The 19,871-nt window shown below is 46.3% G+C and carries 26 protein-coding genes; 14 read left to right on the top strand and 12 right to left on the bottom strand.

Annotated features, from left to right (window positions below; translation table 11 throughout):
- The first annotated feature begins 184 nt into the window (after nt 1-184).
- Together KB186_RS19415 and KB186_RS19410 are read left to right on the top strand one after the other, a co-directional pair.
- Complete coding sequence (locus tag KB186_RS19415) at nt 185-430, top strand: hypothetical protein (protein ID WP_007727802.1); 246 nt, start codon at nt 185-187, stop codon at nt 428-430.
- Nucleotides 431-508: 78 nt separating this feature from the next.
- Complete coding sequence (locus tag KB186_RS19410; RefSeq protein ID WP_056491162.1) at nt 509-880, top strand: L,D-transpeptidase; 372 nt, start codon at nt 509-511, stop codon at nt 878-880.
- A 49-nt stretch (nt 881-929) separates the two neighbouring features.
- Here KB186_RS19410 and KB186_RS19405 read toward each other — a convergent pair whose 3' ends face one another.
- From KB186_RS19405 to KB186_RS19390, 4 genes are all read right to left on the bottom strand, one after another.
- On the bottom strand, nt 930-1,151 hold the full coding sequence (locus KB186_RS19405; protein ID WP_056490961.1) for a hypothetical protein: 222 nt from the start codon (nt 1,149-1,151) through the stop codon (nt 930-932).
- Nucleotides 1,152-1,241: 90 nt separating this feature from the next.
- Nucleotides 1,242-3,158 carry an ABC transporter ATP-binding protein gene (locus KB186_RS19400; protein WP_221868925.1) on the bottom strand — a complete coding sequence of 639 codons (1,917 nt, stop codon included), beginning with the start codon at nt 3,156-3,158 and terminating at the stop codon, nt 1,242-1,244.
- 264 nt (nt 3,159-3,422) lie between these two features.
- Nucleotides 3,423-4,145: an NAD-dependent deacylase gene (locus tag KB186_RS19395; protein WP_232774234.1), complete on the bottom strand. Its 723-nt coding sequence runs from the start codon at nt 4,143-4,145 to the stop codon at nt 3,423-3,425.
- 98 nt (nt 4,146-4,243) lie between these two features.
- Nucleotides 4,244-4,999: a cupin domain-containing protein gene (locus KB186_RS19390; RefSeq protein WP_232774200.1), complete on the bottom strand. Its 756-nt coding sequence runs from the start codon at nt 4,997-4,999 to the stop codon at nt 4,244-4,246.
- 178 nt (nt 5,000-5,177) lie between these two features.
- Here KB186_RS19390 and KB186_RS19385 point away from each other — a divergent pair, with 178 nt between their 5' ends.
- The 6 genes from KB186_RS19385 (at nt 5,178) to KB186_RS19360 (ending at nt 9,494) form a co-directional block, all read left to right on the top strand.
- Nucleotides 5,178-5,963, top strand: a complete 786-nt coding sequence (locus KB186_RS19385) for a metallophosphoesterase family protein (RefSeq protein WP_232774199.1) — start codon at nt 5,178-5,180, stop codon at nt 5,961-5,963.
- A gap of 169 nt (nt 5,964-6,132) precedes the next feature.
- Nucleotides 6,133-6,561: a disulfide oxidoreductase gene (locus KB186_RS19380; RefSeq protein WP_047072664.1), complete on the top strand. Its 429-nt coding sequence runs from the start codon at nt 6,133-6,135 to the stop codon at nt 6,559-6,561.
- A 3-nt stretch (nt 6,562-6,564) separates the two neighbouring features.
- Nucleotides 6,565-7,035, top strand: coding sequence for a thioredoxin family protein (locus KB186_RS19375; RefSeq protein ID WP_173611526.1), 471 nt, complete (start codon nt 6,565-6,567; stop codon nt 7,033-7,035).
- Between the two features lie 173 nt (nt 7,036-7,208).
- A complete protein-coding gene (gene ctaG / locus KB186_RS19370; protein WP_173611527.1) occupies nt 7,209-8,078 on the top strand; it encodes a cytochrome c oxidase assembly factor CtaG in 870 nt (289 codons plus the stop codon).
- A 33-nt stretch (nt 8,079-8,111) separates the two neighbouring features.
- Complete coding sequence (locus KB186_RS19365) at nt 8,112-8,726, top strand: SCO family protein (protein ID WP_232774198.1); 615 nt, start codon at nt 8,112-8,114, stop codon at nt 8,724-8,726.
- Between the two features lie 6 nt (nt 8,727-8,732).
- Nucleotides 8,733-9,494: a FixH family protein gene (locus KB186_RS19360; RefSeq protein ID WP_232774197.1), complete on the top strand. Its 762-nt coding sequence runs from the start codon at nt 8,733-8,735 to the stop codon at nt 9,492-9,494.
- A 59-nt stretch (nt 9,495-9,553) separates the two neighbouring features.
- Here the strand turns inward: KB186_RS19360 and KB186_RS19355 are convergent, their stop codons facing one another.
- A complete protein-coding gene (locus tag KB186_RS19355; protein WP_173611530.1) occupies nt 9,554-9,904 on the bottom strand; it encodes a transporter in 351 nt (116 codons plus the stop codon).
- Nucleotides 9,905-10,035: 131 nt separating this feature from the next.
- Complete coding sequence (locus KB186_RS19350) at nt 10,036-11,202, bottom strand: UDP-N-acetylmuramoyl-tripeptide--D-alanyl-D-alanine ligase (protein WP_370646707.1); 1,167 nt, start codon at nt 11,200-11,202, stop codon at nt 10,036-10,038.
- Nucleotides 11,203-11,356: 154 nt separating this feature from the next.
- Between KB186_RS19350 and KB186_RS19345 the strand changes: the two genes are divergently transcribed.
- Nucleotides 11,357-12,424 carry a CapA family protein gene (locus KB186_RS19345; protein WP_229088012.1) on the top strand — a complete coding sequence of 356 codons (1,068 nt, stop codon included), beginning with the start codon at nt 11,357-11,359 and terminating at the stop codon, nt 12,422-12,424.
- 150 nt (nt 12,425-12,574) lie between these two features.
- Nucleotides 12,575-13,543, top strand: coding sequence for a GNAT family N-acetyltransferase (locus KB186_RS19340; RefSeq protein ID WP_173611533.1), 969 nt, complete (start codon nt 12,575-12,577; stop codon nt 13,541-13,543).
- A 65-nt stretch (nt 13,544-13,608) separates the two neighbouring features.
- On the opposite strand, the gene KB186_RS19335 is transcribed toward KB186_RS19340, so the two are convergent.
- The 5 genes from KB186_RS19335 to KB186_RS19315 all read right to left on the bottom strand — a co-directional run bounded on the left by KB186_RS19335 (nt 13,609) and on the right by KB186_RS19315 (nt 16,481).
- Complete coding sequence (locus KB186_RS19335; protein ID WP_173611534.1) at nt 13,609-14,112, bottom strand: CarD family transcriptional regulator; 504 nt, start codon at nt 14,110-14,112, stop codon at nt 13,609-13,611.
- 102 nt (nt 14,113-14,214) lie between these two features.
- Nucleotides 14,215-14,682 (bottom strand): DMT family transporter, encoded by a 468-nt coding sequence (locus KB186_RS19330; protein ID WP_173611535.1) that lies wholly within the window; start codon nt 14,680-14,682, stop codon nt 14,215-14,217.
- A gap of 21 nt (nt 14,683-14,703) precedes the next feature.
- A complete protein-coding gene (locus tag KB186_RS19325) occupies nt 14,704-15,402 on the bottom strand; it encodes a Crp/Fnr family transcriptional regulator (RefSeq protein WP_173611536.1) in 699 nt (232 codons plus the stop codon).
- Nucleotides 15,403-15,425: 23 nt separating this feature from the next.
- On the bottom strand, nt 15,426-15,851 hold the full coding sequence (locus KB186_RS19320; RefSeq protein ID WP_173611537.1) for a DMT family transporter: 426 nt from the start codon (nt 15,849-15,851) through the stop codon (nt 15,426-15,428).
- A gap of 135 nt (nt 15,852-15,986) precedes the next feature.
- Nucleotides 15,987-16,481, bottom strand: coding sequence for a DUF1648 domain-containing protein (locus KB186_RS19315; RefSeq protein ID WP_173611538.1), 495 nt, complete (start codon nt 16,479-16,481; stop codon nt 15,987-15,989).
- Nucleotides 16,482-16,612: 131 nt separating this feature from the next.
- On the opposite strand from KB186_RS19315, the gene KB186_RS19310 reads away from it, so the two are divergent.
- Nucleotides 16,613-17,419, top strand: a complete 807-nt coding sequence (locus KB186_RS19310; RefSeq protein WP_173611539.1) for a DUF2935 domain-containing protein — start codon at nt 16,613-16,615, stop codon at nt 17,417-17,419.
- Between the two features lie 212 nt (nt 17,420-17,631).
- Here KB186_RS19310 and KB186_RS28315 read toward each other — a convergent pair whose 3' ends face one another.
- The gene (locus KB186_RS28315; RefSeq protein ID WP_255675679.1) at nt 17,632-17,754 is read right to left on the bottom strand and encodes a hypothetical protein; all 123 of its coding nucleotides are present in this window, start codon (nt 17,752-17,754) and stop codon (nt 17,632-17,634) included.
- Between the two features lie 177 nt (nt 17,755-17,931).
- Here KB186_RS28315 and KB186_RS19305 point away from each other — a divergent pair, with 177 nt between their 5' ends.
- The 3 genes from KB186_RS19305 to KB186_RS19295 all read left to right on the top strand — a co-directional run bounded on the left by KB186_RS19305 (nt 17,932) and on the right by KB186_RS19295 (nt 19,799).
- On the top strand, nt 17,932-18,723 hold the full coding sequence (locus tag KB186_RS19305; protein ID WP_232774196.1) for a DUF2935 domain-containing protein: 792 nt from the start codon (nt 17,932-17,934) through the stop codon (nt 18,721-18,723).
- Nucleotides 18,724-19,146: 423 nt separating this feature from the next.
- On the top strand, nt 19,147-19,299 hold the full coding sequence (locus KB186_RS19300) for a hypothetical protein (protein ID WP_173611541.1): 153 nt from the start codon (nt 19,147-19,149) through the stop codon (nt 19,297-19,299).
- Nucleotides 19,300-19,553: 254 nt separating this feature from the next.
- The gene (locus KB186_RS19295; protein WP_173611542.1) at nt 19,554-19,799 is read left to right on the top strand and encodes a hypothetical protein; all 246 of its coding nucleotides are present in this window, start codon (nt 19,554-19,556) and stop codon (nt 19,797-19,799) included.
- Nucleotides 19,800-19,871 lie beyond the last annotated feature (72 nt).

Raw genomic sequence — 19,871 nt, 5'->3', positions numbered from 1 at the left:
TTGTGCTTACTTCCACTTTACACGCATTTTCTGGGAAAATCATGACGTTTTTTGCCCAGTCAACACTTTACAAACATAATTGGACTGCCTATTTTTCAATGCCTGTGGCGTTTGTTTCTTTTTTTATCTCAAATGTTTTACATACAATGGGAAGCAGTGAAACCTGGAAAGGTGTTGGAATTGGATGGAGAAATCATTTTATTATCCTGTTAGCTGGAGCGAGGCCCAACATTACAAAACGTTGCTTGATCAAGAAGGTGTCCCCTATGAAATTCAATCCCCACTCGATTTGCCTGTCCTGGAGGAAGGAAAGCTCGCCATCGTCTTTCCTTCCATTCCTTTACGGATGTACGTCTGGGTGCGAACCTTGTTCTATCGTGACGGTCTGCGCTATCCGGATACGTTTTCGTTAGATTTCAAGCTACATTAATCACGAGAGAAAAGGTACCGGTTCCGTTGGTTTTCATAAGATGGTAAGAGCGGCATTTCGTATCGTTTGTGCTGGGAGGTGAAGAAGCTGCCGTCCTACAACATCCGCATCTCGATTGCGAGGTTACGTCTCGATCTATTCGATGGGAACCAACTCATCCGCTCTTATCCTGTTGCCTTGGGCAAAATTGCCACATCGACACCACGAGGGGATTTTACCATCATCAACAAAGTCCCCTATCCGAACTCCTATCCAGGAGGTCCTTTAAGTGTATTCGGCACCATCTGGATGGGACTGAGCAAGCCACACTACGGCATTCACGGCACGAACAATCCTTCCTCTATCGGCAAGTATGTATCTCACGGCTGTATTCGCATGTACAATGAGGACGTGAATGCTCTGGCAAAAATCGTGCCCATTGGTACGCCCGTTCGAATCAGACAGCAATAAACATAAACATGAAAAGACCCGCCTCTTTTTTATCCAAGGCGGGTCTTCTTTACATAAGATGAGTCTTTTTCGTTCTATCTGCTTCCGTTTCATCCGATTCCAAGTATACAAGAAATCTTCTCGCTTGCTTGTACATGATCGATAACGTCATTTCCCTGATCTTGTTCATGATCACTTCTTTATCCTCTGGATGCATTTCGGAAGAGAGCTGATGTTCTTGCAGTTCTAGGTAAGACATAACCCATTCCGGGTCTAACTTATAGGCAGGCAACGACAGCGACTCCTCTACTCTAGTAATCTACTCTAGTCTACAGGTGGATGCGTCGCATTCCCAGCCCTCAATTACTGGCTACGTCACTAATTATTTCCCTTGCTCCAATTCCTCTACCAGTGCAGATAATTCCGCCCAACGCTCAATGGTGGCTTCGAGCTCTGCCGCCACTTGCTGTTCTTCTGCGTAGAGCTTTTCAATTTTGCCGTAATCGCTGCCTGACGCTGCAATCTCTTGCTTCAGCTTGACGCTGCGCTCTTCCAAAGCCGCGATCTTGCCTTCAATCGCATCCCATTCCTTCTGATCCTTGTAAGACAGTTTGCGTGTGCGGTTGTTGCCGCGATTAGCCCCGCTGTTGCTTTGCGCCTTTTCTGCCTGTTGATCCGCTTCTTGCACCTGTGTTGCTTTTTCCTGGCGTCTTTCTTCTAGGTACTCGGAGTAGTTGCCGTAGTAGTGACGGATGTTTCCTTGCCCCTCAAAAGCAAACAAATGGTCTACGGTACGATCAAGGAAATACCGGTCATGCGATACCGTGATGACTGCGCCAGGGAACTGCTCGAGATAATCCTCCAAAATACTGAGCGTTTGAATATCCAAATCATTCGTAGGCTCATCTAAAAACAGCACATTTGGCTCTCCCATGAGCGTACGAAGCAGATACAGACGTCTCCGCTCTCCCCCAGACAGACGGGAAATCGGTGTCCATTGCATATGCGGCGAGAACAGGAACCGCTCCAGCATTTGCGAGGCCGTGATCGACTCTCCGTTGCTCGTCTGAATAACCTCTGCGGCTTCCTTTACATATTCGATGACGCGCAGCTTTTCGTCCATCTCGACGTTATCCTGCGTGTAGTAGGCGATTTTAACGGTCGTCCCAATTTCCAATGAACCGCTATCCGGTTGAATTCTTCCTGCAAGCATGTTCAAGAGCGTCGTTTTTCCGCTTCCGTTTGGCCCGATAATCCCCACTCGATCACCCGGCAGGACAATGTAGCTGAAATCGTTGATCAGTTTGCGCTCACCGTACGCTTTATGGATGTTTGTAAGCTCGATCACCTTTTTGCCAAGACGGCTGGCCCCGAGTGCCATCTCCATCTTGGCAGCAGGTCCATCTACGACTTTATCTCGCAACTCCTCAGCCCGTTGCACACGTGCCTTTTGTTTAGTCGTCCGTGCTTTTGCACCGCGACGCAGCCATGCCAGCTCGCGTCGAAGCAGATTTTGCCGCTTGCTCTCTACAGCCGCTTCGTTTTCTTCACGATCCGCCTTTTTCTCCAGGAACATCGCGTAGTTGCCTTCATAGCTGTAGAGTTTGCCGCGATCCAGCTCAAACGTGCGGTTCGTCACGCGGTCCAGGAAGTAACGATCATGGGTGACGAGCAGCAAAGCGCCCTTGTAGCGGGACAAATACTCTTCCAGCCACTCGACTGTCTCATTGTCAATATGGTTCGTAGGCTCATCCAAAATGAGCAGATCTGCTGGTTGGATCAAAGCACGTGCCATTGCTACCCGCTTTTTTTGTCCACCTGAGAGCTCTCCTACCTTTTGCGAAAAATTGTGTAGGCCAAGCTTGGTCAGGATCATTTTGGCTTGCGTGTTGCTCTCCCACGCATCAGCCGCATCCATCCTGTTTTGAACAGCAAACAATCGCGCCTGCTTTTTCTCGTCGTCAGGCGATTCCTGAACAGCCTCTAGCGCTGTTTCATAATCACGCAAAAGCTGAATGAGCGGAGAATCACCGTAAAATACTTGTTCCAGTACCGTGGAGTTTTCGTCAAAATCGGGATTTTGCGGCAAATACTCCACGTGAAAATGATTCGCGTGAACAATTTTCCCGCTATCCGCTGTATCCAAGCCCGCCACGATTTTTAAGAGCGAGGATTTTCCCGTCCCATTTACCCCGATCAGACCAATGCGCTCTTGCTCTGCAATATGGAAGGAAATGTTATCGAACAATACTTTTTCTCCATAGCCTTTGGAGAGGTTTTCTACTGATAATATTTGCATGAACGTCACCTGTACTTTTCTATTTGCTTATCGAGAAGCCATATGAATCTTACACTCGATGGTATCATGTTTTTCGCGCAAGCTCTAGGGTGATTCAACTGGATGGAGCAAATATTGGAATAGTATCTCATTAATGGTAAAATATTGAATAGTAAGTAATATTGGCGCATGTACAAAAATAAAATAGGAAGCGTCACCAGCAATCAGGCAGGTCAACCGGCCCAAACAGAAGAGGCGTACTCTTTCCATCGAGCACGCCTGCTTTTATTCTCCTAACGACTGTCCTATTCTTTGCAGTACGTCGCCGATCCGCTCCTTTTGGATGACCTCATCTGCCCACGCATCCAATGGGGTTGGTTCCTGATTGACAATGACCAGTTTGGCTCCTCTTTCTTTTGCATGCTGCGGAAACCAATTGGCTGGACTCACAGTAAGTGAAGAGCCTAATACGATGAACAAATCGGCTTGTTCCGTCCACGAGATGGCCTGATCGACTTGCGATTGCGGCAATGATTCGCCAAACAGGACAACACCTGGACGCAAAAATCCTCCGCATGCGCAAATCGTCCCTTGATCCTCCAGATAACGTGTATGGGCATACTCGGTCCCACAGGCTAGACAGCGGATTTTCGCAAGAGAGCCATGGAGTTCGGCTACACCCAAGCTTCCCGCCTCTTGATGAAAGCCATCTACATTTTGTGTAATGATCCCATGAACCAATCCACGACGCTCCCACTCTGCTAACCATTCGTGTCCGGCGTGTGGCTTGCAAGACAACAGTCCTTGAATGCGCATCTGATAAAACTCTACAAATGCTTCCCGATTTTCCATCATCGCGCGTGTACTCGCGAGTTGCATCGGATCTTTGCCGCGCCATAGTCCAGACTGCGAGCGAAAATCAGGCAAGCCACTCTCCGTCGACATGCCTGCTCCGGTGAATACAACGGTAAAGGAAGATGTCCGCAACCAGTATGCCAGATGATCCATCATGGTCTCCCCTTCTTCTTTGAAAATGTACTTCTCCTGATTGTAATAGAAGAATGCCGGATTTGGGAGACCTGCCCATCAGGATACGATCTTTCACTTCAATAGGATGGATAAATGGGTTGTGGCGGATATCCGGTATGGTAAGTGTCCGTACCATATTGCAAATAACCAGTCGGCTGTTGATAGACTGGGTGTTGTCCATACCCACCCTGCTGCACATAGTTGGCATCGTAATAACCGTAACTATCAGGCAACTGACTCGAATAGCCATAGTACGGGTACTGGCTTGAAGCAGCTCGATCTGGCATCTGCCCCTGTTGCTGACATCCTGCTGGCGGGCCAATCACAACTGTTTTGGTAATAGGCGCAAATGTTTCTTTTACCTTTGCTTCGTCTAAACAATACGTATGTGCCCACACACTCGCAGGAGTCAGACGCAAAATATCGGAGCCAAAGATCACCTCAGGAACAGGCGCATCAAAAATAGCCAGTAGATGCGTATCGTCTGTCAAAGCCATTTCATAATGCCACCAGCCCTGCGGGATATTGGCAACTTGTCTCGGTTTAATATGGTAGTTAAGCAATTGATTCGTAAAAGGATTAATCAGGGAAACAATGGCCTCACCAGCGATGCAATACACCAGTTCTGCTGCATTTTGATGTATGTGCGGCTCGACAACATTTCCGGTTGTCAGGAAAATATCCAGCAGCGAGCTGTTTCCCAATGTATTTAATTGTGCAATCCCCAAGGCATCGATAAAATTCCGATCGTCCTTTTTGAAAAACAGATTATTTCTCATATCGTACGTGAACTGAGTATTCGGCGATGTATAGTCTCGATAGGAAGTAGCCATCTGTCGTTTGATCCTCCCACCGTATGGGTATTTGACTCATTCTGCATCTCTATTCCCATTCACAAAAGATGTGCACCCATTTGTACGCCGGAGAAAGAGACACACCCTTTCACCCTCTACTTTGCATAAACATATCCTACTAAAAGGCATAACGGGTAATCGAGGAGGGTGATTTTGTTTGGCTACTTATTTGGTCTCGGACATACATGGTCAGAATCAGGCTTTTCAAAAGGCGCTGCGGGACGTTTCCTTCTCCCCCCAAGCTGGTGATCGTCTGTTCGTATTGGGGGACATGATCGATCGAGGACCTGAATCAAAGGAAGTATTGCTCGATTTACTCGCTCTTCGGCAGGCGTATCCGAACCAAGTCTATCTCTTAAAAGGCAACCACGAGCAAATGCTTGCAGATTGGCTATCCGGCAACGGCAATCCGGAGTTATACCTGCGCTACAACGGCGGCGATGCCACCATTCGATCTTTCTTAGGAAATCACGCGCTTCGGCGAGCTTTTCTTAATCGGATGCCTTCTTTGGAGGAGCAAGAAGAAGCCCGGCAATTCATCCTTTCTCGCTATCCAACAATTTTGCCAGCCTTGTCGTCTCTTCCTTTGTATATTGAGCTGCCAGCCGATCCGCGAACAGGAGCTCCAGCCGCACTTTTGGTACACGCAGGCATTCGACCCGGCATCCCCTTGCAGGAACAAAATCCGCAAGATTTACTATGGATTCGCGAGCCTTTCTACCTTTATTATGATGGAGACCTCCCTGTCATCTTTGGCCATACCCCTGTTCCAGGATTGCCTCAATACGCAGGCAACGGTCCTTGGCGCAGAGACAATATGATCGGCATTGATGGTGGCGCGGGATACTGGCGAGGTGTCATGCTCGTCGAATGGCCATCTCTTCAAACCATGTTCGTACCGATTCGGGATAGGCAATCCTCTCCACAAGTACGGGTCTACTGATCATGCTCGGGAAAACTGGGAGCTTTCGCACTGGTTCCTACCTGCTGCAAGCGCATCGGGTAGTGCATCCAGTCTGGTGCAGGAGACAAGCCCATTCGTTCAATAAATTATTACTTTTTATAATCTACTTTCGATTTGTAATATGTTAAGATATGGACGAGGTGTTTATATGAAACGTCAGCAAATCGTGGAACAAGCCATGTTTGCCGCATGGGGAGTCTCCCTCATCGCAACAGGAGGCAGTTTGTTTTTTTCAGAGGTGTTAAAGTACATACCGTGTGACCTGTGTTGGTACCAGCGAATCTTGATGTACCCGCTCGTCATCTTGCTCGGGGTTGCCTCCGCGAAGAAAGATGACAAGATCGCGTCGTACGCCTTGATTCTCTCCATTATCGGAGGACTCACATCGCTGTATCATTACTCGATTCAAAAAATACCTGCCCTGCAAGATTTGGGCAGCGCTTGCGGCATTGTGCCATGCAACACGGACTATATTAACTGGCTAGGATTTATCACGATTCCGTTCCTTGCTCTCATTGCCTTCACCTTGATCAGCATCCTGCTTGTCATCGTAATGAAAAATGCAAAGGAGAAATGATTCATGAAGAAAGTCATCTTTCTATCCATCCTTGTGGCTGCGCTCCTGATCGGTGCGATCGTGTACGCTGACATTTCGAACCGTCAGCTCGCGGAAGGAAACCCATACGGCAAAGCCAATTTGAACCCGGCTACTATCGAACAATTGAGTGACCCTCTGTACGATAATCTCATTATGCCTGACGAGCTCAAAGCCAAGCTCGATAATCAGGAAGACATGTTTGTATACTTCTACAGTCCACTCTGCGTGCACTGCAAAGCAACTACGCCTGTCTTGGTGCCGATTGTCAAAAGCCTGGATATCGACATGAAAAAGCACAACCTGCTCGAATTCAATGCCAGCTACCAGGATTATCAGATCGAGTTTACCCCGACCCTCGTTCATTACAAGGGCGGCAAGGAAGTAGCTCGACTCGTCGGTGGACGCGAAGCAAGCGAATGGAAAGCTTGGTTGGAAGAACAGAAAAAATCATAACGATAGCAGCCTCCCTTGATTTGCGGGAGGCTCTTTTCATATTGGACATACGTGACAAATATGTGAAGAATTCCGTTCCCGTGGAAGAAATAGCCCGAACGAGTCATTAGGCTTTTCCAGTTATTTGCCTATAATGAGTACTGGGGATAATCCTTGAAAACGGAGGTAATCGCATGACCCTCACTTATTTCACTGAAACCTTTGGCTTTCGGGCGACATGGAATCCAGAGCTGATTCTTTTGACTTTCTTGATCGGTCTGGCTTATTTTTCACTAACCGGACCATTACGCCAAACTTTTCAAGACTCCACACCTGTCACACGCAAGCAAAAGACTTTTTTCACGCTCGGCTTACTTGGTTTTTACTTTAGTATGGGGAGTCCCTTGAACGTAGCCGGGCATTTTTTGTTTAGTGCCCATATGCTGCAGCAATCATTGCTTTATCTTGTCATGCCCTTGCTGCTCTTGGCAGGGACCCCGTCATGGTTGATCCGTTCCCTGTTTTATCGCCGGGGGCTCAAGCTTTTCATGCGCATAGCGAGTCACCCGATACCTGCTATTCTCATGTTTAATGCCCTGTTCTCGTTTTACCATATGCCTGTTATTTTAGACCTGGCAATGAACAACCTGGCCCTGCATAATTTGATTCATTTACTGCTTTTGGTGACTGCAATTTTGATGTGGATGCCTGTTGTCGCACCGATACCGGAAATTCACCGTCTGTCGGAACTGCAAAAGCTTGCCTACATTTTTGCGAACGGCGTTTTGATTACGCCTGCATGCGCACTGATCATTTTTTCAGCAACACCTTTGTATGCAACATATGTAGACGGTCCTTCCATGCTCTGCGCTCCATTCTTTTCCACGCCGATCGATAAATCGATGTTTGCCGTTCCACTGCTCCCTCTGGACGATCAACGGCTGGGTGGAATCGTGATGAAGCTCATGCAGGAGCTGACGTACGGAGTCGTCCTGGCTTACATTTTCTCTACCTGGTATCGAAAAGAAAAGAATCAGGAAGAGGACGGCCTCATAACGCCATAGCCAAAAGAATCAGAAAGGAGGCGTTACACACACGTGAATATCGCCCCTGCTACCGCTATCCGAATCAGACGGTTGCTCTTGTTGTTACCCGTCCTTGTCCTTGTTGCTCTTGTCGCTTCTTGGGTTTGGTTCGGGCCCAAAAACGCCCAGGCGAAATTGCCTGATGATGTGACTCTGCAAACCATCGATGGACAATCCTATTCGCTAGCACCGCAAAAGAAAACATTACGCTTGGTGGAGCTGATTTATACCCGTTGCCCAGATATTTGTCCCACGACAACGGTAAAAATGGTTCAGTTGCAAAAGCGTTTGCTCGAAGCAAACCTGATGGGGCAAGACGTTGAGTTTTTGACCATCACGATTGATCCGCAAAACGACACCCCTGATGTCATGCGCTACTATGCCAAGCAGTTGGGGATTCAAGAACAAGGCTGGACCCTGCTTCGGGGTGATGACGAAACGATCAAAACGGTTACAAATTCGCTCGGCTTTTTTGCCAATAAGATGGATGATGGGTTTATCTCTCATACATCGAGTACGTATCTCGTGGATGATAACAATACCGTCATTCAAAAATTTGGCATGGGCGACGACTTCGATCCCGAACAAATTTATCAGGAATTGTTGAAATTGAAAAAGGAGGGGTAATCCAACATGAAACGTACGATGATTTTGCTCTTATCCATGCTTATGCTCCTTTTGGCCGCTTGTGGAAAAGAAAACGAGCAACAAGCTTTTCAACCCGGAGCTCCCGTTAAGGCTGCCTTTACATTGGAACCAAAGGAGCTCGTAGCGGGCGACACAGTTACCTTCTCCGTTAAAGTCACACAAGATGGCCAACCCGTGGATGATGCCAAGGAAGTAAAATTCGAATGGTGGAAAGATGGGCAAGAAAAGCATGAAACGATCCCGGCTTCTCTGCAAGGAGACGGTGTCTACACGGCCCAACAAACCATTAGTGAGCCAGGCTCTTATTTTGTCTACTACCATGTAACAGCACGAGATTTCCACAACATGCAGAAGACCCCGTTTACCGTAAACAGCAAGACTGGGGCGACGCCATCTTCCCCTCAAGCTGACGCAGGTCAGTCACACGATCATGGGGCGGCAGGTCACGCGAATGTTGAGACCGTTGATTATCATTTCTCTCCAGCCGACAATATTCAAGTCGCAACACCATCTGCTCTCACTGTTCATCTGATGAAAGACAACAAAGCGTTGGACAAAGCGACAGTCAAATTCGAGTTCTGGCTGGGAAATGCCGAGAAGCACAGCTTTGTTGATGCAACGGAAACTGCGGCAGGCCAGTATGAAGCCAGCGCACAATTCCCTGCTGCCGGGGATTATACAGTGAAGATCCATGTGGAAAAAGGAGACATTCATGATCACAAGGATTTCTCACTCTCCATAAAATAAGTCCTCCAAAATAAAAAGGCCATCCTCTCAGGGAATGGCCTTTTTGCTCGTGAATGGAATTAACATGTAAAATAAGCGATTCGATCCAAGTCTGTCCCGTAATACTCCCATCGATACCCTCTCCAGCGATAGCCGGTTACAGAGTGACGACTGACATAGACGGGGTAAAACCAAAAAGAACGACCATTTCGCAACCACACGTACGTGTAACGATATAAACAGGGATAGAATCCGCCAGCATCAATCCGGCGTGTTCCGCCATAGCCTCTTGCTCCCGGTGCACTTGGCGTCCTGCTCGGTGGAGGACCTGGTGGTGGAGGGGGAAATCCTCCCGGTGATCCGGGGGAACCAGGGGAGCCTGGAAAACCTGGGGAACCATCTCGGCCGCCAGGGGGAAATTGATATGACATGACGTGTCACCTCCTACTAGTCTCCCTATAGGAAATGCAGCAAACGCACAGATGGTATGTGCGTTTGCCCGCCGTCATTCACCTATTTTTTCCGCAATAGCCTGTTTATAAATCCTTGTCAGCCCCCGCATTCACTCTTTCCCAATGCTTTGATTGGCAGTTACCCTGCACAAAAATTGTACAGTCTCTCCCATTTTCAACCGATTTGAACCTTTTACGAGAAAGGCTGTATTTGGCTTCAGCTGTCTTGCTAGACGCCGATGCAAGCCTGCCTTACTCAAGCAATGCCTCACCCGATTTGCCGGAAATCCAGAGCGAATCGCTGCTCTTGCAATATACCTAGCACTACTTCCCAGCGTATATAAATAGTCTACATTTTTTTGACTCAAATATTTCCCGACATCCTCATGACCTTTTACGTCGTATTTGCCCATTTCCAGCATGCTGGCGAGCACGGCGATCTTTGTGGTATGCCCGACCTGGCTTAGCACATCAATCGCTGCCTTGGCCGCATCCGGATTCGAGCTAAAGGTATCATCCAGCACCTGAATGTTATTCGCGAGCCGATAGCTGGTAAGGCGTTTTCGCTGTCCGCGAAACTGACTCAACCCGCGACGAATGTCATCGACGGGAATCCCCATCGTATGTGCAACTGCGATAGCAGCCAATGCGTTGTATAAATTATGCTCGCCAGGAATAGGAACAAAAAATGACTCCTTTTCTCCACGCAAAGAACATTCGAATCGAAACCCATTGCCTTCTATTTTCGTTCGCCCCGCCTTATAGTCCGCCTTCTGCTCCTTGCCAAATGTCACGATTTTTCCCGTGAACGACCCTAGGTAAGGCTGTTGAATAAACTCGCGAGAATAAGGACAATCCCAATTCAGAAAAATGGTTCCCGTGGGTTTCATATGGCGAATTAACTCCGTTTTTGCTAATGCCAGCCGTCTGGCATCTCCGCCAAAATTTCCGATATGAGCCGTGCCAATATTCGTGATGACTCCCATCGACGGCTGGATGATTTTGCAGTGCTGTCGCAAATGACCGCTTCGATAAATTCCATACTCAAGCACAACGGCCTTGTGCTCGTCCCGAATTCTTTTGGTATGCGCTCTTGTATTTCCCAGGAAGTTCTTGTTGTACATCGATTTATATGTGGGCATGCGCAGATTCAGGATGGTGTAGATCATTTCTTTTGTCGTGGTCTTCCCTGCGCTTCCCGTCACAGCAATAACTGGCTTGTCGAGAATCAGCGTCTTTACAGGTGCTACAGCTCTTCTCTTCTTTTTCACGGGTATCACCCCTTTGCCTCGTTCTTCTTCTCTCGATCAGCTTTCCTATTGTATGAACGACATAGACAGCCTGTATAGACCATTATCTATGAAAACGTTCCGCTACTATCCAAATCAGACGGACGACTTCTGGAATAGAGTAGGAGGGGAGGTGAAGCGCATGAAAAAGAAGGCCACCATCGCCGCTGTAGGCGACATCCTGATGTGGAAAGAGCAGGTGGCAACTGCCAGACTGCCTGGTACAGATCAATTCACTTTTACAGATATGTTTCACCCCGTGACACCGATTCTCTCAGCGGCAGATCTCACAATAGGCAATTTAGAAACCACTTTTTCCGGGAAAACACAGCCCTATCAAATCGGTTCGGCACGAACCGGTTACCCTCGCTTCAACTGTCCAGATGAATTGGCTCGGGACTTGAAAGCATCTGGATTTGACGTATTGACTACAGTGAATAATCACTGTCTGGATGGCGGAGTAACCGGACTATGCCGAACCCTTGATGTTTTGGATCGATACAAGCTTGCCCATACCGGAACCTATCGAAGCCTTGAGGAGGCAAATACCTACCTGATCAAGGAGGTAAACGGCATTCGCATCGCCCTGCTTGCTTACACCTACGGGACAAACAAGCAGGTGATCCCCGCTCATACACCATGGATCGTCCGACTGCTTCATCTTGACACAATATTATCCGACCTGAGAAAAGTTCGTCCTCACGTCGATGTTGTGATCATCTCCCTTCATTTTGGGATTGAATTCCGCTATACTCCAACGACTCGCCAGCGTCAGCTCGTACAAAGCCTGCTCGACAACGGTGCTGATGTCATCCTCGGGGCTCACCCACATGTTCTGCAGCCTGTCGTCACCCCGAGTATCATGACTCCTCACGGGACAAAGAGACAAACACTAGTCGCGTATTCTTTGGGCAATTTTACATCAGAGAAAATGCTCTCGTTTGATCAATCCCAGTGCGGAGCAATCCTGCGATTTACCGTCGAAAAAGATGAGAGGAATCAGGTTTCACTCGAGCAAATTTCGGTCATTCCGACGTTTTCGCAACGGTATGTAAGTCAAGGACGTGTATGCTTTCGCGTCATCCCCATGCGTTCCTACCTGAAAAGCCCTGATCTGTATGTGCGCCCCCTGCAGAGAAAAAAGCTCCAGTTGCTATGGAGTCGCGCCACCCGCATCATAGGTAGGGCGCGGGGCGTATTGATTGAATAACAACAGGAGCAAACGAGGGAGCCGGCAGGATGCTCCCTACCCTTCCTCTTTTCTACATAGGCGACGATTGACGATTGACAGAACATTTTGGTAAAATCCACTTGTAACTAACCATTTCACTTTAGATGGTTACAAAGGAGAGATGACTGCTTGACCACCGTTCGCCGTATCCACCCGGAGGATTTACCTGCATTTCTAGCCTTCCCGGATCACCCTGCATCCGTGCGGGATGATATCGCTGCTTACCTCGATAAAATGTTCGCACAAGGAGCCATGCGTCAGGACTGGTGCTTCGTTCTGGAGGTACAAGGTGAGATCGCTGGTCGTCTTGCTTTCTGGACATTGCCTGGCAGTAAGCAAGCGACTGATTTGGTATTGTGGGAGCTTCCATGGAAAGAGACAGAATGCCCTTCGCTCGCAGCTCATTTCTTACGCGAAGTCTTCACACTCATGGCAGGAAACCTCACGGAGAAAATCGGCTATGTTCTGGATTCACCTTCCTCCTCTCCCCAATGGCAAACGGATCACCAAGAGCAAAGAAATGTTCTGGACGCGCTTGGCTTTCGGATTAGCCGGGAAACAAACCGATTCGAATGGCATGCTCCGATTGAGGCAACTGCTATACCGTCAAACAAAACGCATGATCCGATTGTGTACCGCACTCTTCCTGAGGTTGGCGAGGCTGCATTTGTGGATGCCATCTTGCGTGTCTCGCAATTCACCCATGATCAACAAATAACAGAGGAGCGCTTGAAAAAAGGCCCTCGAGCCCAGGCACAGGAGATGTTCCAAGATTTGCAACAAATGAAATACGAGCCGGAATGGTGGCAACTTGCCTATACGGCAAAAAATGAGCTCATTGGATTTTTGATGCCTACGGTCAGCCCTACCTTTGCTACGATTGGATACATCGGTGTTCTCCCCGAGCAAAGAGGACACGGTTATATTGATCAATTGCTGAAACAGGCCACAGACGTTCTTGTACAAGCTGGCGAAACTTACATCCGCGCGGATACCGATATAAAAAACACGCCAATGGCCAAAGCCTTTTTACGTGCTGGATACCACCAGTTTGCCAGTCGCCAAGAATTTACCCTGGATCGTGGCCTGTTGCTCTGACGGATATACAAAAAAGGGGGGCGATTGCAATAACAATCACTCCCCTTACTTCCCTTGTATGGCATTTATGGGACAATCTCAGACATTTCTTCTGGGCAAATAGCTTGCTTTAGCATTTCTGTTGCCTGTTCCGTATCTACGTCTTTTACCAGTTCAATCTCACTAATGAAGAGCTGCTGCGCATTATCCAGCATCACTTTGTCACTCGTTCCCAATACTTTTTCTTTACTCATTCCAAACAAATCGCGGATGACCTCAGATTGCTCGTAAATATCGCCACTCTTCATTTTTTCTGTATGAAGCTTGTAGCGCTGCGCTGCATTCAAGGCGGTGTCGCGTTGCCCCTCTCGTATGGCGGCCAAAACATTCTCGAGAATGTTGGCTTCGACCACCTTTCGAATACCCAGAGCGGACATCTTTTCAACCGGGACCATGATGTTTAACTCTTTCAGCATCATGTTGAGCACATAATAGAGGTGTTTTTCACCCAGAAACTCTTTCTCCTCCATCGCCTCGATTACGCCTGCCCCGTGCATCGGATAAAAAACCTTGTCTCCAACTTGAAACATACGTCCACCTCCTTCAAAGCAATCTATATCCATTATAACATAAAAATCGAATTTAAAATTTTTTATTTTAACATGACGTTTAAAATTAAGTCAATAATAAATTTACATCTTACTTATGGAGCGTTTCTGTTGCCATTCGCCACCTAGTTTAAATACAATGACACCCCCGACAATGACCAAAACTCCAAACAATTGCGTAAATGTCATCGGCACTTGAACCAACCCTAGCCAGCCGATTGAATCCGACCACAAAGCAAAACCGAGCTGGGCAGTGAGAACAATAGAAATAGCATACGTTGAGCCAAGCAGTCTCATTCCTTGTACCAGGCAAAAGACCACCCCAACGCCGATCATGCCACTGAACCAGTACCACGTCTGCATAGCTCGAAACGAAAACAACTGATCGCCTTCAAAAATAAGACCCATCGTCAAAGACGACAGAAATCCCATCCCAAGCACGAGAGTCGTCGTAGACCACGTTCCTGCCTGTTCACTTACTTTCCTGTTGAAAATATTTTGCAGGCTGACCAACAAGCCAGCCAGTAACGCGAAGAATAGCCCGACTACCATGATTTTGACACTCCTGTCTCCTTATTCGTTCGGAGTCTCGCTCGCCATTTTAGCTAAACCTTCCCTATCCTTGATCAGAAGGAATCCATTGGCACGCTCAATCAGTCCCTCCTTGCAGAACTGTTGAATGACCCGATTCAAATGTCTGTAGCTCGTTCCAATCATATTCGCTGCATCCAAGAGATTGCTTGTACGGATCTGCTCTTTGTTGGCAGGATTCCACTCCTCTATCGAAACGGACAACAAATAACGAGCGAAACGTACTTCTACTGGGTACAGAAGGTTGATGCTTAATGTATTGGACTTCACACAAAATTTATTCGTAATGATTTGCAGTAAAAATTGCAGGAGTGGAGCGTAGTCTGTCCCGTATTTTTTCAACCAGCGATAATGAATCCCGATCATCTGAACAGACGAGGCCGCTTCAACCGAATTAAGATAAGAAATCCCTCTGACATACTCAATATCTCCGATCACTTCAAGCGGCTTTTTAAAAGAAAGGATCAGTGTTTTTCCTTCAGGGGAAGTCGTAAAAATCTTTACTTTGCCCTTCACCAAAACATACAGGTGACAGGTCGCTTCACCCTGGGCACAAATGAGCTCTCCTTGATCAAATTGGTACAAGGACAAATGCGGCAGAAAAGGCTCATGAAAGACAGTCGCTAACTGATGGTCATGGAGATATTGTTGCAAAAGCTCACGATTTTCGATTTCCTTCATCCCTCTGTTTCATCCTCTCGCTATCAGACCCTCAGAATCAGCACACCCAGAATCATCATCCCGATCCCGATAAAATGCGGCAGCCTCATCTTTTGTTGATCGACACCAAACCACCCATTGCTATCAATGAGAAAAGTCAGACTTAACTGCGCAATCAAGAGAGCTGAAATCGTCATGGTTACCCCGATATGCTGGATAGCCGTAACATTGCTAAAAATGATAAACGCAGCGAATGCCCCACCTGTCAAATATAACGGTTTCACTCGCCTGTATGCCTGCCATTTTCCGTCTCGAAAAAACAACAGGAGTACTAAAGCCGTGAGGAAGCCCGTTAACTGCGTAAGTGTCGCGGTCTGCCAAGTACCAATATCTTGACTGATTCTTGCGTTCGCTACACCTTGCAAGGTAATGAAAACACCGCCCAAAATAGCAAAAATAATTCCTTTCATCCTCTCACCTCACACTAATCTGTTCCTAATTAAAAAGGATGGCAAGGTAGATAGGGAAGGACATATGTCCTCATCATTTTCGTTTCAAACCAAGAAGAGGCCCTTTCCGTTAGAAGGCCCCCTCGCTCATGCTTCTCATTGAATCTTTTTTTGTTTCACGATTCCTATTACAAGCAGAACGATCATCCCAATGATGGTGATCGGCAGAAACCACTTCCCAAAGCCGCCTCCCCATCCTTGAGCAATAGAAACTGACTCCAACAGGATTACGGAAAAAATGATTAAGCAACTATTTTTTATTTGGTTCACGATTTTTCGACTGTGCAAATAAAACTGCTCGGCATTCGATTCAGAGAAGCGTGCCGGATAGTTATGGAGCTCTGGATGTTTTTCGAGTACCTTCATGAGGAAAACAATAAAGACGCCAATCCCGGGTAAAAGAAGCAGTTCCCATTTTGAGCCCCAGCGATCTACTTCCCCCAAAGCATTATAATGGGCAGGCACCTCGTCAGGAAGCTTATTCCATACAATGACTAAAAAGAATAGTGATCCTACGAAAAATAAACAACCAACTACATCCCATAGCCATTCGCTGCCTGTCTTTGGTATATTTTTGATTGGTCTCTTCATTTTCTCCCCCCTTACCGCTGCTCCTCCTACAAGTATTTTACCATTTATGTCCATTTGGGAGTCAAGGTCAATCCGTCACACACTTCTGGGCGCTTTTACATATCTTGATGGGGAGTAAGGAGGGAACAACAGTGAATGAACCTTTAAGAGAAAGTATGTTGTTTGAGCATCGTTTCTGGCTACAAATTCTGGGCGATCATGCCCGCTTTATTTTTCAATCACTCGCTCCGAATGAAGAGCAGGAAATTGAAAGATCCGTATACTATATCATGTCATTCGATAACTTGCTGGATAACGCCAGGCAGAAGCTGTCTTCCGATGAACTGCACACACTCAACCAGCAGGCAAGTGAACTCACGCAACAACTGCGTGATTTTAAACTCCACATTCTGGAAAGGCACCTCATCAGTACAATATCGATCAGTCTTCCCCCAACGTTTATGAACCACATGGTCAATGAACTAGAAGAGTATGAACGAATTTTGCATGCTTTTCTCTCCGGAGGCTTGCCACCTGCCAATCACCCGGTAGAGCTCCATCTTTTGTGGCTATCCGATGCGGTCGGGCATGCAGCCACCATCACTTCCCTTTTGGACATGGTGGAAAAAGACTATCAGCTTAAAAGTGAACAATTTACCAAACAGTTCGAGCATTTTTACCTAAAAGCGGTGGAATTAGCCGGGTATCTCCGAACAAACTTGAATAACTTCCCGGCATTACGCCGTTTTAACCATCAAGCAGAAATGGAAATGAAGCTTTTTCAGGTATTTTTGCATGAATTGGAAGAGATGCGGATGCGTGATGAATTGCTTGGAGTTTTATCCCCGCTCATGGCCGACCATATGTCTCGAGAAGAATGCTACTATTTGATGAAGCTATCTGAGGTTTCCGACGTGCCGTCACCAGACTGTTTCCCCACCAGACCGCGAATCGAGTAAAAGATTAACCTTGTTCATCACCAGGCGAAAGCGAAAGGCTTTACGCCTCTTTTTCATTCTTTCTTTACGATATCCACTTATGCATAAGCAAGCAGGAAGCTGTCCTCATATCCTATTAGTACCAACGTTAAGGGGGTAGTGTCATGGATCCAATTGAGCATCATAGACAGCGTATGCATCACCACATGCGGCAAGCAGAACGTTTTCGCTCTCTAGCTTTTGAACATCGTCATGATCGACTGCGTCATCATACCTTTCGAGAAAGAGAACACTTCCATCGCATGAGGGCCCATCACCACAGAACGCAAATGCATTCGATGCGTCGTTTTTGACATGGAAAACTCCCGTTACAGGGAGTTTTTTTCGTGGGACAAGCCAGAAAACACCAGAATTTTTTTAATTCTGTGCTCCTGCCCATTCACGAAACTGGGTAAACGCATAGACATACATTATGTGTGATCAAAAGTGGAAAATGGGCTATGAACTGCTCAAATCCTATCCGGAGGTACTACATGACAAATGTTTTTGTTGATCGATCATTAGAGGAAATACGTTTTTGGTCTCGTATCATGAAAGAACACTCCCTGTTTCTCAAATTGGGCTTTAACTGCGAAGACACAAAATTGATTGAAGAAGCGAATCGCTTTTACAGTATTTTTGAAGAAATTGAAAACCAATCACTTGCCTTTTCTTCTGACATCGACCCTCAACGAATCTATGACTTTAATCAGCTTGTTCACAATGCCGTTTCCTATATTTGGGCTTTCAAACGCAAAGTACTCGGACTTATTATTCATTGCAAAATCGGTGGTAACAACTTTCCGCTGTTGGTCGATCATGTGAGCAGGGAAGCTGCCTATTTTCGGAATCGATTAGAACAATTGAATACGGGAAACCTTGATCCCTTACCAGATGCGGTGATTAATGAAAATGTCTTTTTCCTACGAATCATGGCTGACCATGCGAAATTTATTAACCATTTGCTCGATCCTTCCGAAAGAAAGCTAGTGGATCAAGCTAGAGAATTCAGCCATGATTTTGATCACTTATTGTTCCAAGCTCAGGATCTTGATTCCATGCGTCCCCAGTCTCAAACGAAGCCGCTACTGAATCAATTTGTCGATCAAAATCGTGTATCTGTCCGCCAATTGCGTGACTTCAAAAAAACAGCTCGTGATCTCATTGAGGAATGCAAAATTAAGAGCATAATCCCCCCATTGCTCGCTGACCATGTATTTAGAGAAGCCTCGCATTTTTTAGAGATTTTAGATGCCTTTGAAGTATCCCTTACACACGCAAAGTAGTGAAACAAGAGGAACATCTTCAATCTAAATAAAATTCACCCGTAAGCTTGTCAATTAATGAAAAGTGTATCTTACGAGCACGTCTTTAACGCTCGCTTTTCGATATATAGGATACTTTTGAACCCGTCTCCTAAAAACAGGAGCGGGAAAGTATACGATTCAATTAGCCTGGTTTGAAGTGATGGAATATACCAAAAAACACGAAGAGGCACCTCCTATCAGACAGGATGGTGCCTCATTGTATTATTAACTAAGAAAATCTGGGTACCAAATATGAATACATAATGCCCGTTACTACAAAGATCCAAATTACTTAAAACGGTTTATTCCGTCCATTTTTGTCACTTGAGAACACTCGTACAGTCAAAAGGAAAATTATGTTAATACCTTATTTTAGACCCATCCTAAAGGAGGACATATCCCATGAAAAAAAAGAAAGCTAATTCTAAGAAATACAAGAAAGTAAATGGTCAATTGGTGCAATATTCATCTTATTATCCAGCTCAAGCTGGAGGGTGTATCTGGATTTGCATGCGTCATGGGTGCGGTTGGTGGTGTCCGGAACGCGAGATGTAATGTGAGCCTGCTCCAATAAACACCATGCTAACCAGCATTGGTTGTACTATTACCACTCCCTGCTTATTAGGGAGTTTTTCTTATCACCATTCTCTTTGACATTTTCATTTTTCTATGTTTCCAGATCCACCTGCTAAATGGATCGGTCTAATGGCATTCACCATGACAAAATTTATAATTACCCCTGTGTTAAGTGGACTTAATCAGTCTATCTGTTAAAATTGTTGTAAAAAGGGAATTGTTGGTGATCCTTTATGAAAAATAGACCTCTTTGGTTCCATATCTTTTCAGTCGTTGCCTTCTCTATTGCAGTAGTGAATATTTTTACACATGTGGCTTTTTTAAGAATAGTAACGATGATATGCCTTGCCGTTGTCATGGCTTCTTTAGGATCATTTGAACTGAAGAAAAACCGTAAGATGGCCTTTGCTCTGTTTGGTGTAGCTGCTTTTCAGGTTTTCGTGTTGGCAGAGATGTTTTATGTCACCGCTACAAAATAACTTTTTTGTTGAAATACTATTCACAAGGTTTTCTTGTGATTTAGTCGCTTTCACTCCACTTATTTTTCCAGT

Origin of the sequence: Brevibacillus sp. AF8 (genome assembly GCF_021270385.1) — a bacterium.
Classification (GTDB): domain Bacteria; phylum Bacillota; class Bacilli; order Brevibacillales; family Brevibacillaceae; genus Brevibacillus.
This window is presented reverse-complemented; position numbering and strand designations above follow the sequence as displayed.

Coding starts and splice junctions, on each gene's coding strand:
- KB186_RS19415 (WP_007727802.1), top strand. CDS start 185: ATGGAGAAATCATTTTATTATCCTGTTAGCTGGAGCGAGGCCCAACAT.
- KB186_RS19400 (WP_221868925.1), bottom strand. CDS start 3,158: ATGCAAATATTATCAGTAGAAAACCTCTCCAAAGGCTATGGAGAAAAA.
- KB186_RS19395 (WP_232774234.1), bottom strand. CDS start 4,145: ATGGATCATCTGGCATACTGGTTGCGGACATCTTCCTTTACCGTTGTA.
- KB186_RS19390 (WP_232774200.1), bottom strand. CDS start 4,999: ATGGCTACTTCCTATCGAGACTATACATCGCCGAATACTCAGTTCACG.
- KB186_RS19380 (WP_047072664.1), top strand. CDS start 6,133: ATGAAACGTCAGCAAATCGTGGAACAAGCCATGTTTGCCGCATGGGGA.
- KB186_RS19375 (WP_173611526.1), top strand. CDS start 6,565: ATGAAGAAAGTCATCTTTCTATCCATCCTTGTGGCTGCGCTCCTGATC.
- ctaG (WP_173611527.1), top strand. CDS start 7,209: ATGACCCTCACTTATTTCACTGAAACCTTTGGCTTTCGGGCGACATGG.
- KB186_RS19360 (WP_232774197.1), top strand. CDS start 8,733: ATGAAACGTACGATGATTTTGCTCTTATCCATGCTTATGCTCCTTTTG.
- KB186_RS19355 (WP_173611530.1), bottom strand. CDS start 9,904: ATGTCATATCAATTTCCCCCTGGCGGCCGAGATGGTTCCCCAGGTTTT.
- KB186_RS19345 (WP_229088012.1), top strand. CDS start 11,357: ATGAAAAAGAAGGCCACCATCGCCGCTGTAGGCGACATCCTGATGTGG.
- KB186_RS19335 (WP_173611534.1), bottom strand. CDS start 14,112: ATGTTTCAAGTTGGAGACAAGGTTTTTTATCCGATGCACGGGGCAGGC.
- KB186_RS19330 (WP_173611535.1), bottom strand. CDS start 14,682: ATGGTAGTCGGGCTATTCTTCGCGTTACTGGCTGGCTTGTTGGTCAGC.
- KB186_RS19325 (WP_173611536.1), bottom strand. CDS start 15,402: ATGAAGGAAATCGAAAATCGTGAGCTTTTGCAACAATATCTCCATGAC.
- KB186_RS19320 (WP_173611537.1), bottom strand. CDS start 15,851: ATGAAAGGAATTATTTTTGCTATTTTGGGCGGTGTTTTCATTACCTTG.
- KB186_RS19315 (WP_173611538.1), bottom strand. CDS start 16,481: ATGAAGAGACCAATCAAAAATATACCAAAGACAGGCAGCGAATGGCTA.
- KB186_RS28315 (WP_255675679.1), bottom strand. CDS start 17,754: ATGTCAAAAACGACGCATCGAATGCATTTGCGTTCTGTGGTGATGGGC.
- KB186_RS19305 (WP_232774196.1), top strand. CDS start 17,932: ATGACAAATGTTTTTGTTGATCGATCATTAGAGGAAATACGTTTTTGG.
- KB186_RS19300 (WP_173611541.1), top strand. CDS start 19,147: ATGAAAAAAAAGAAAGCTAATTCTAAGAAATACAAGAAAGTAAATGGT.
- KB186_RS19295 (WP_173611542.1), top strand. CDS start 19,554: ATGAAAAATAGACCTCTTTGGTTCCATATCTTTTCAGTCGTTGCCTTC.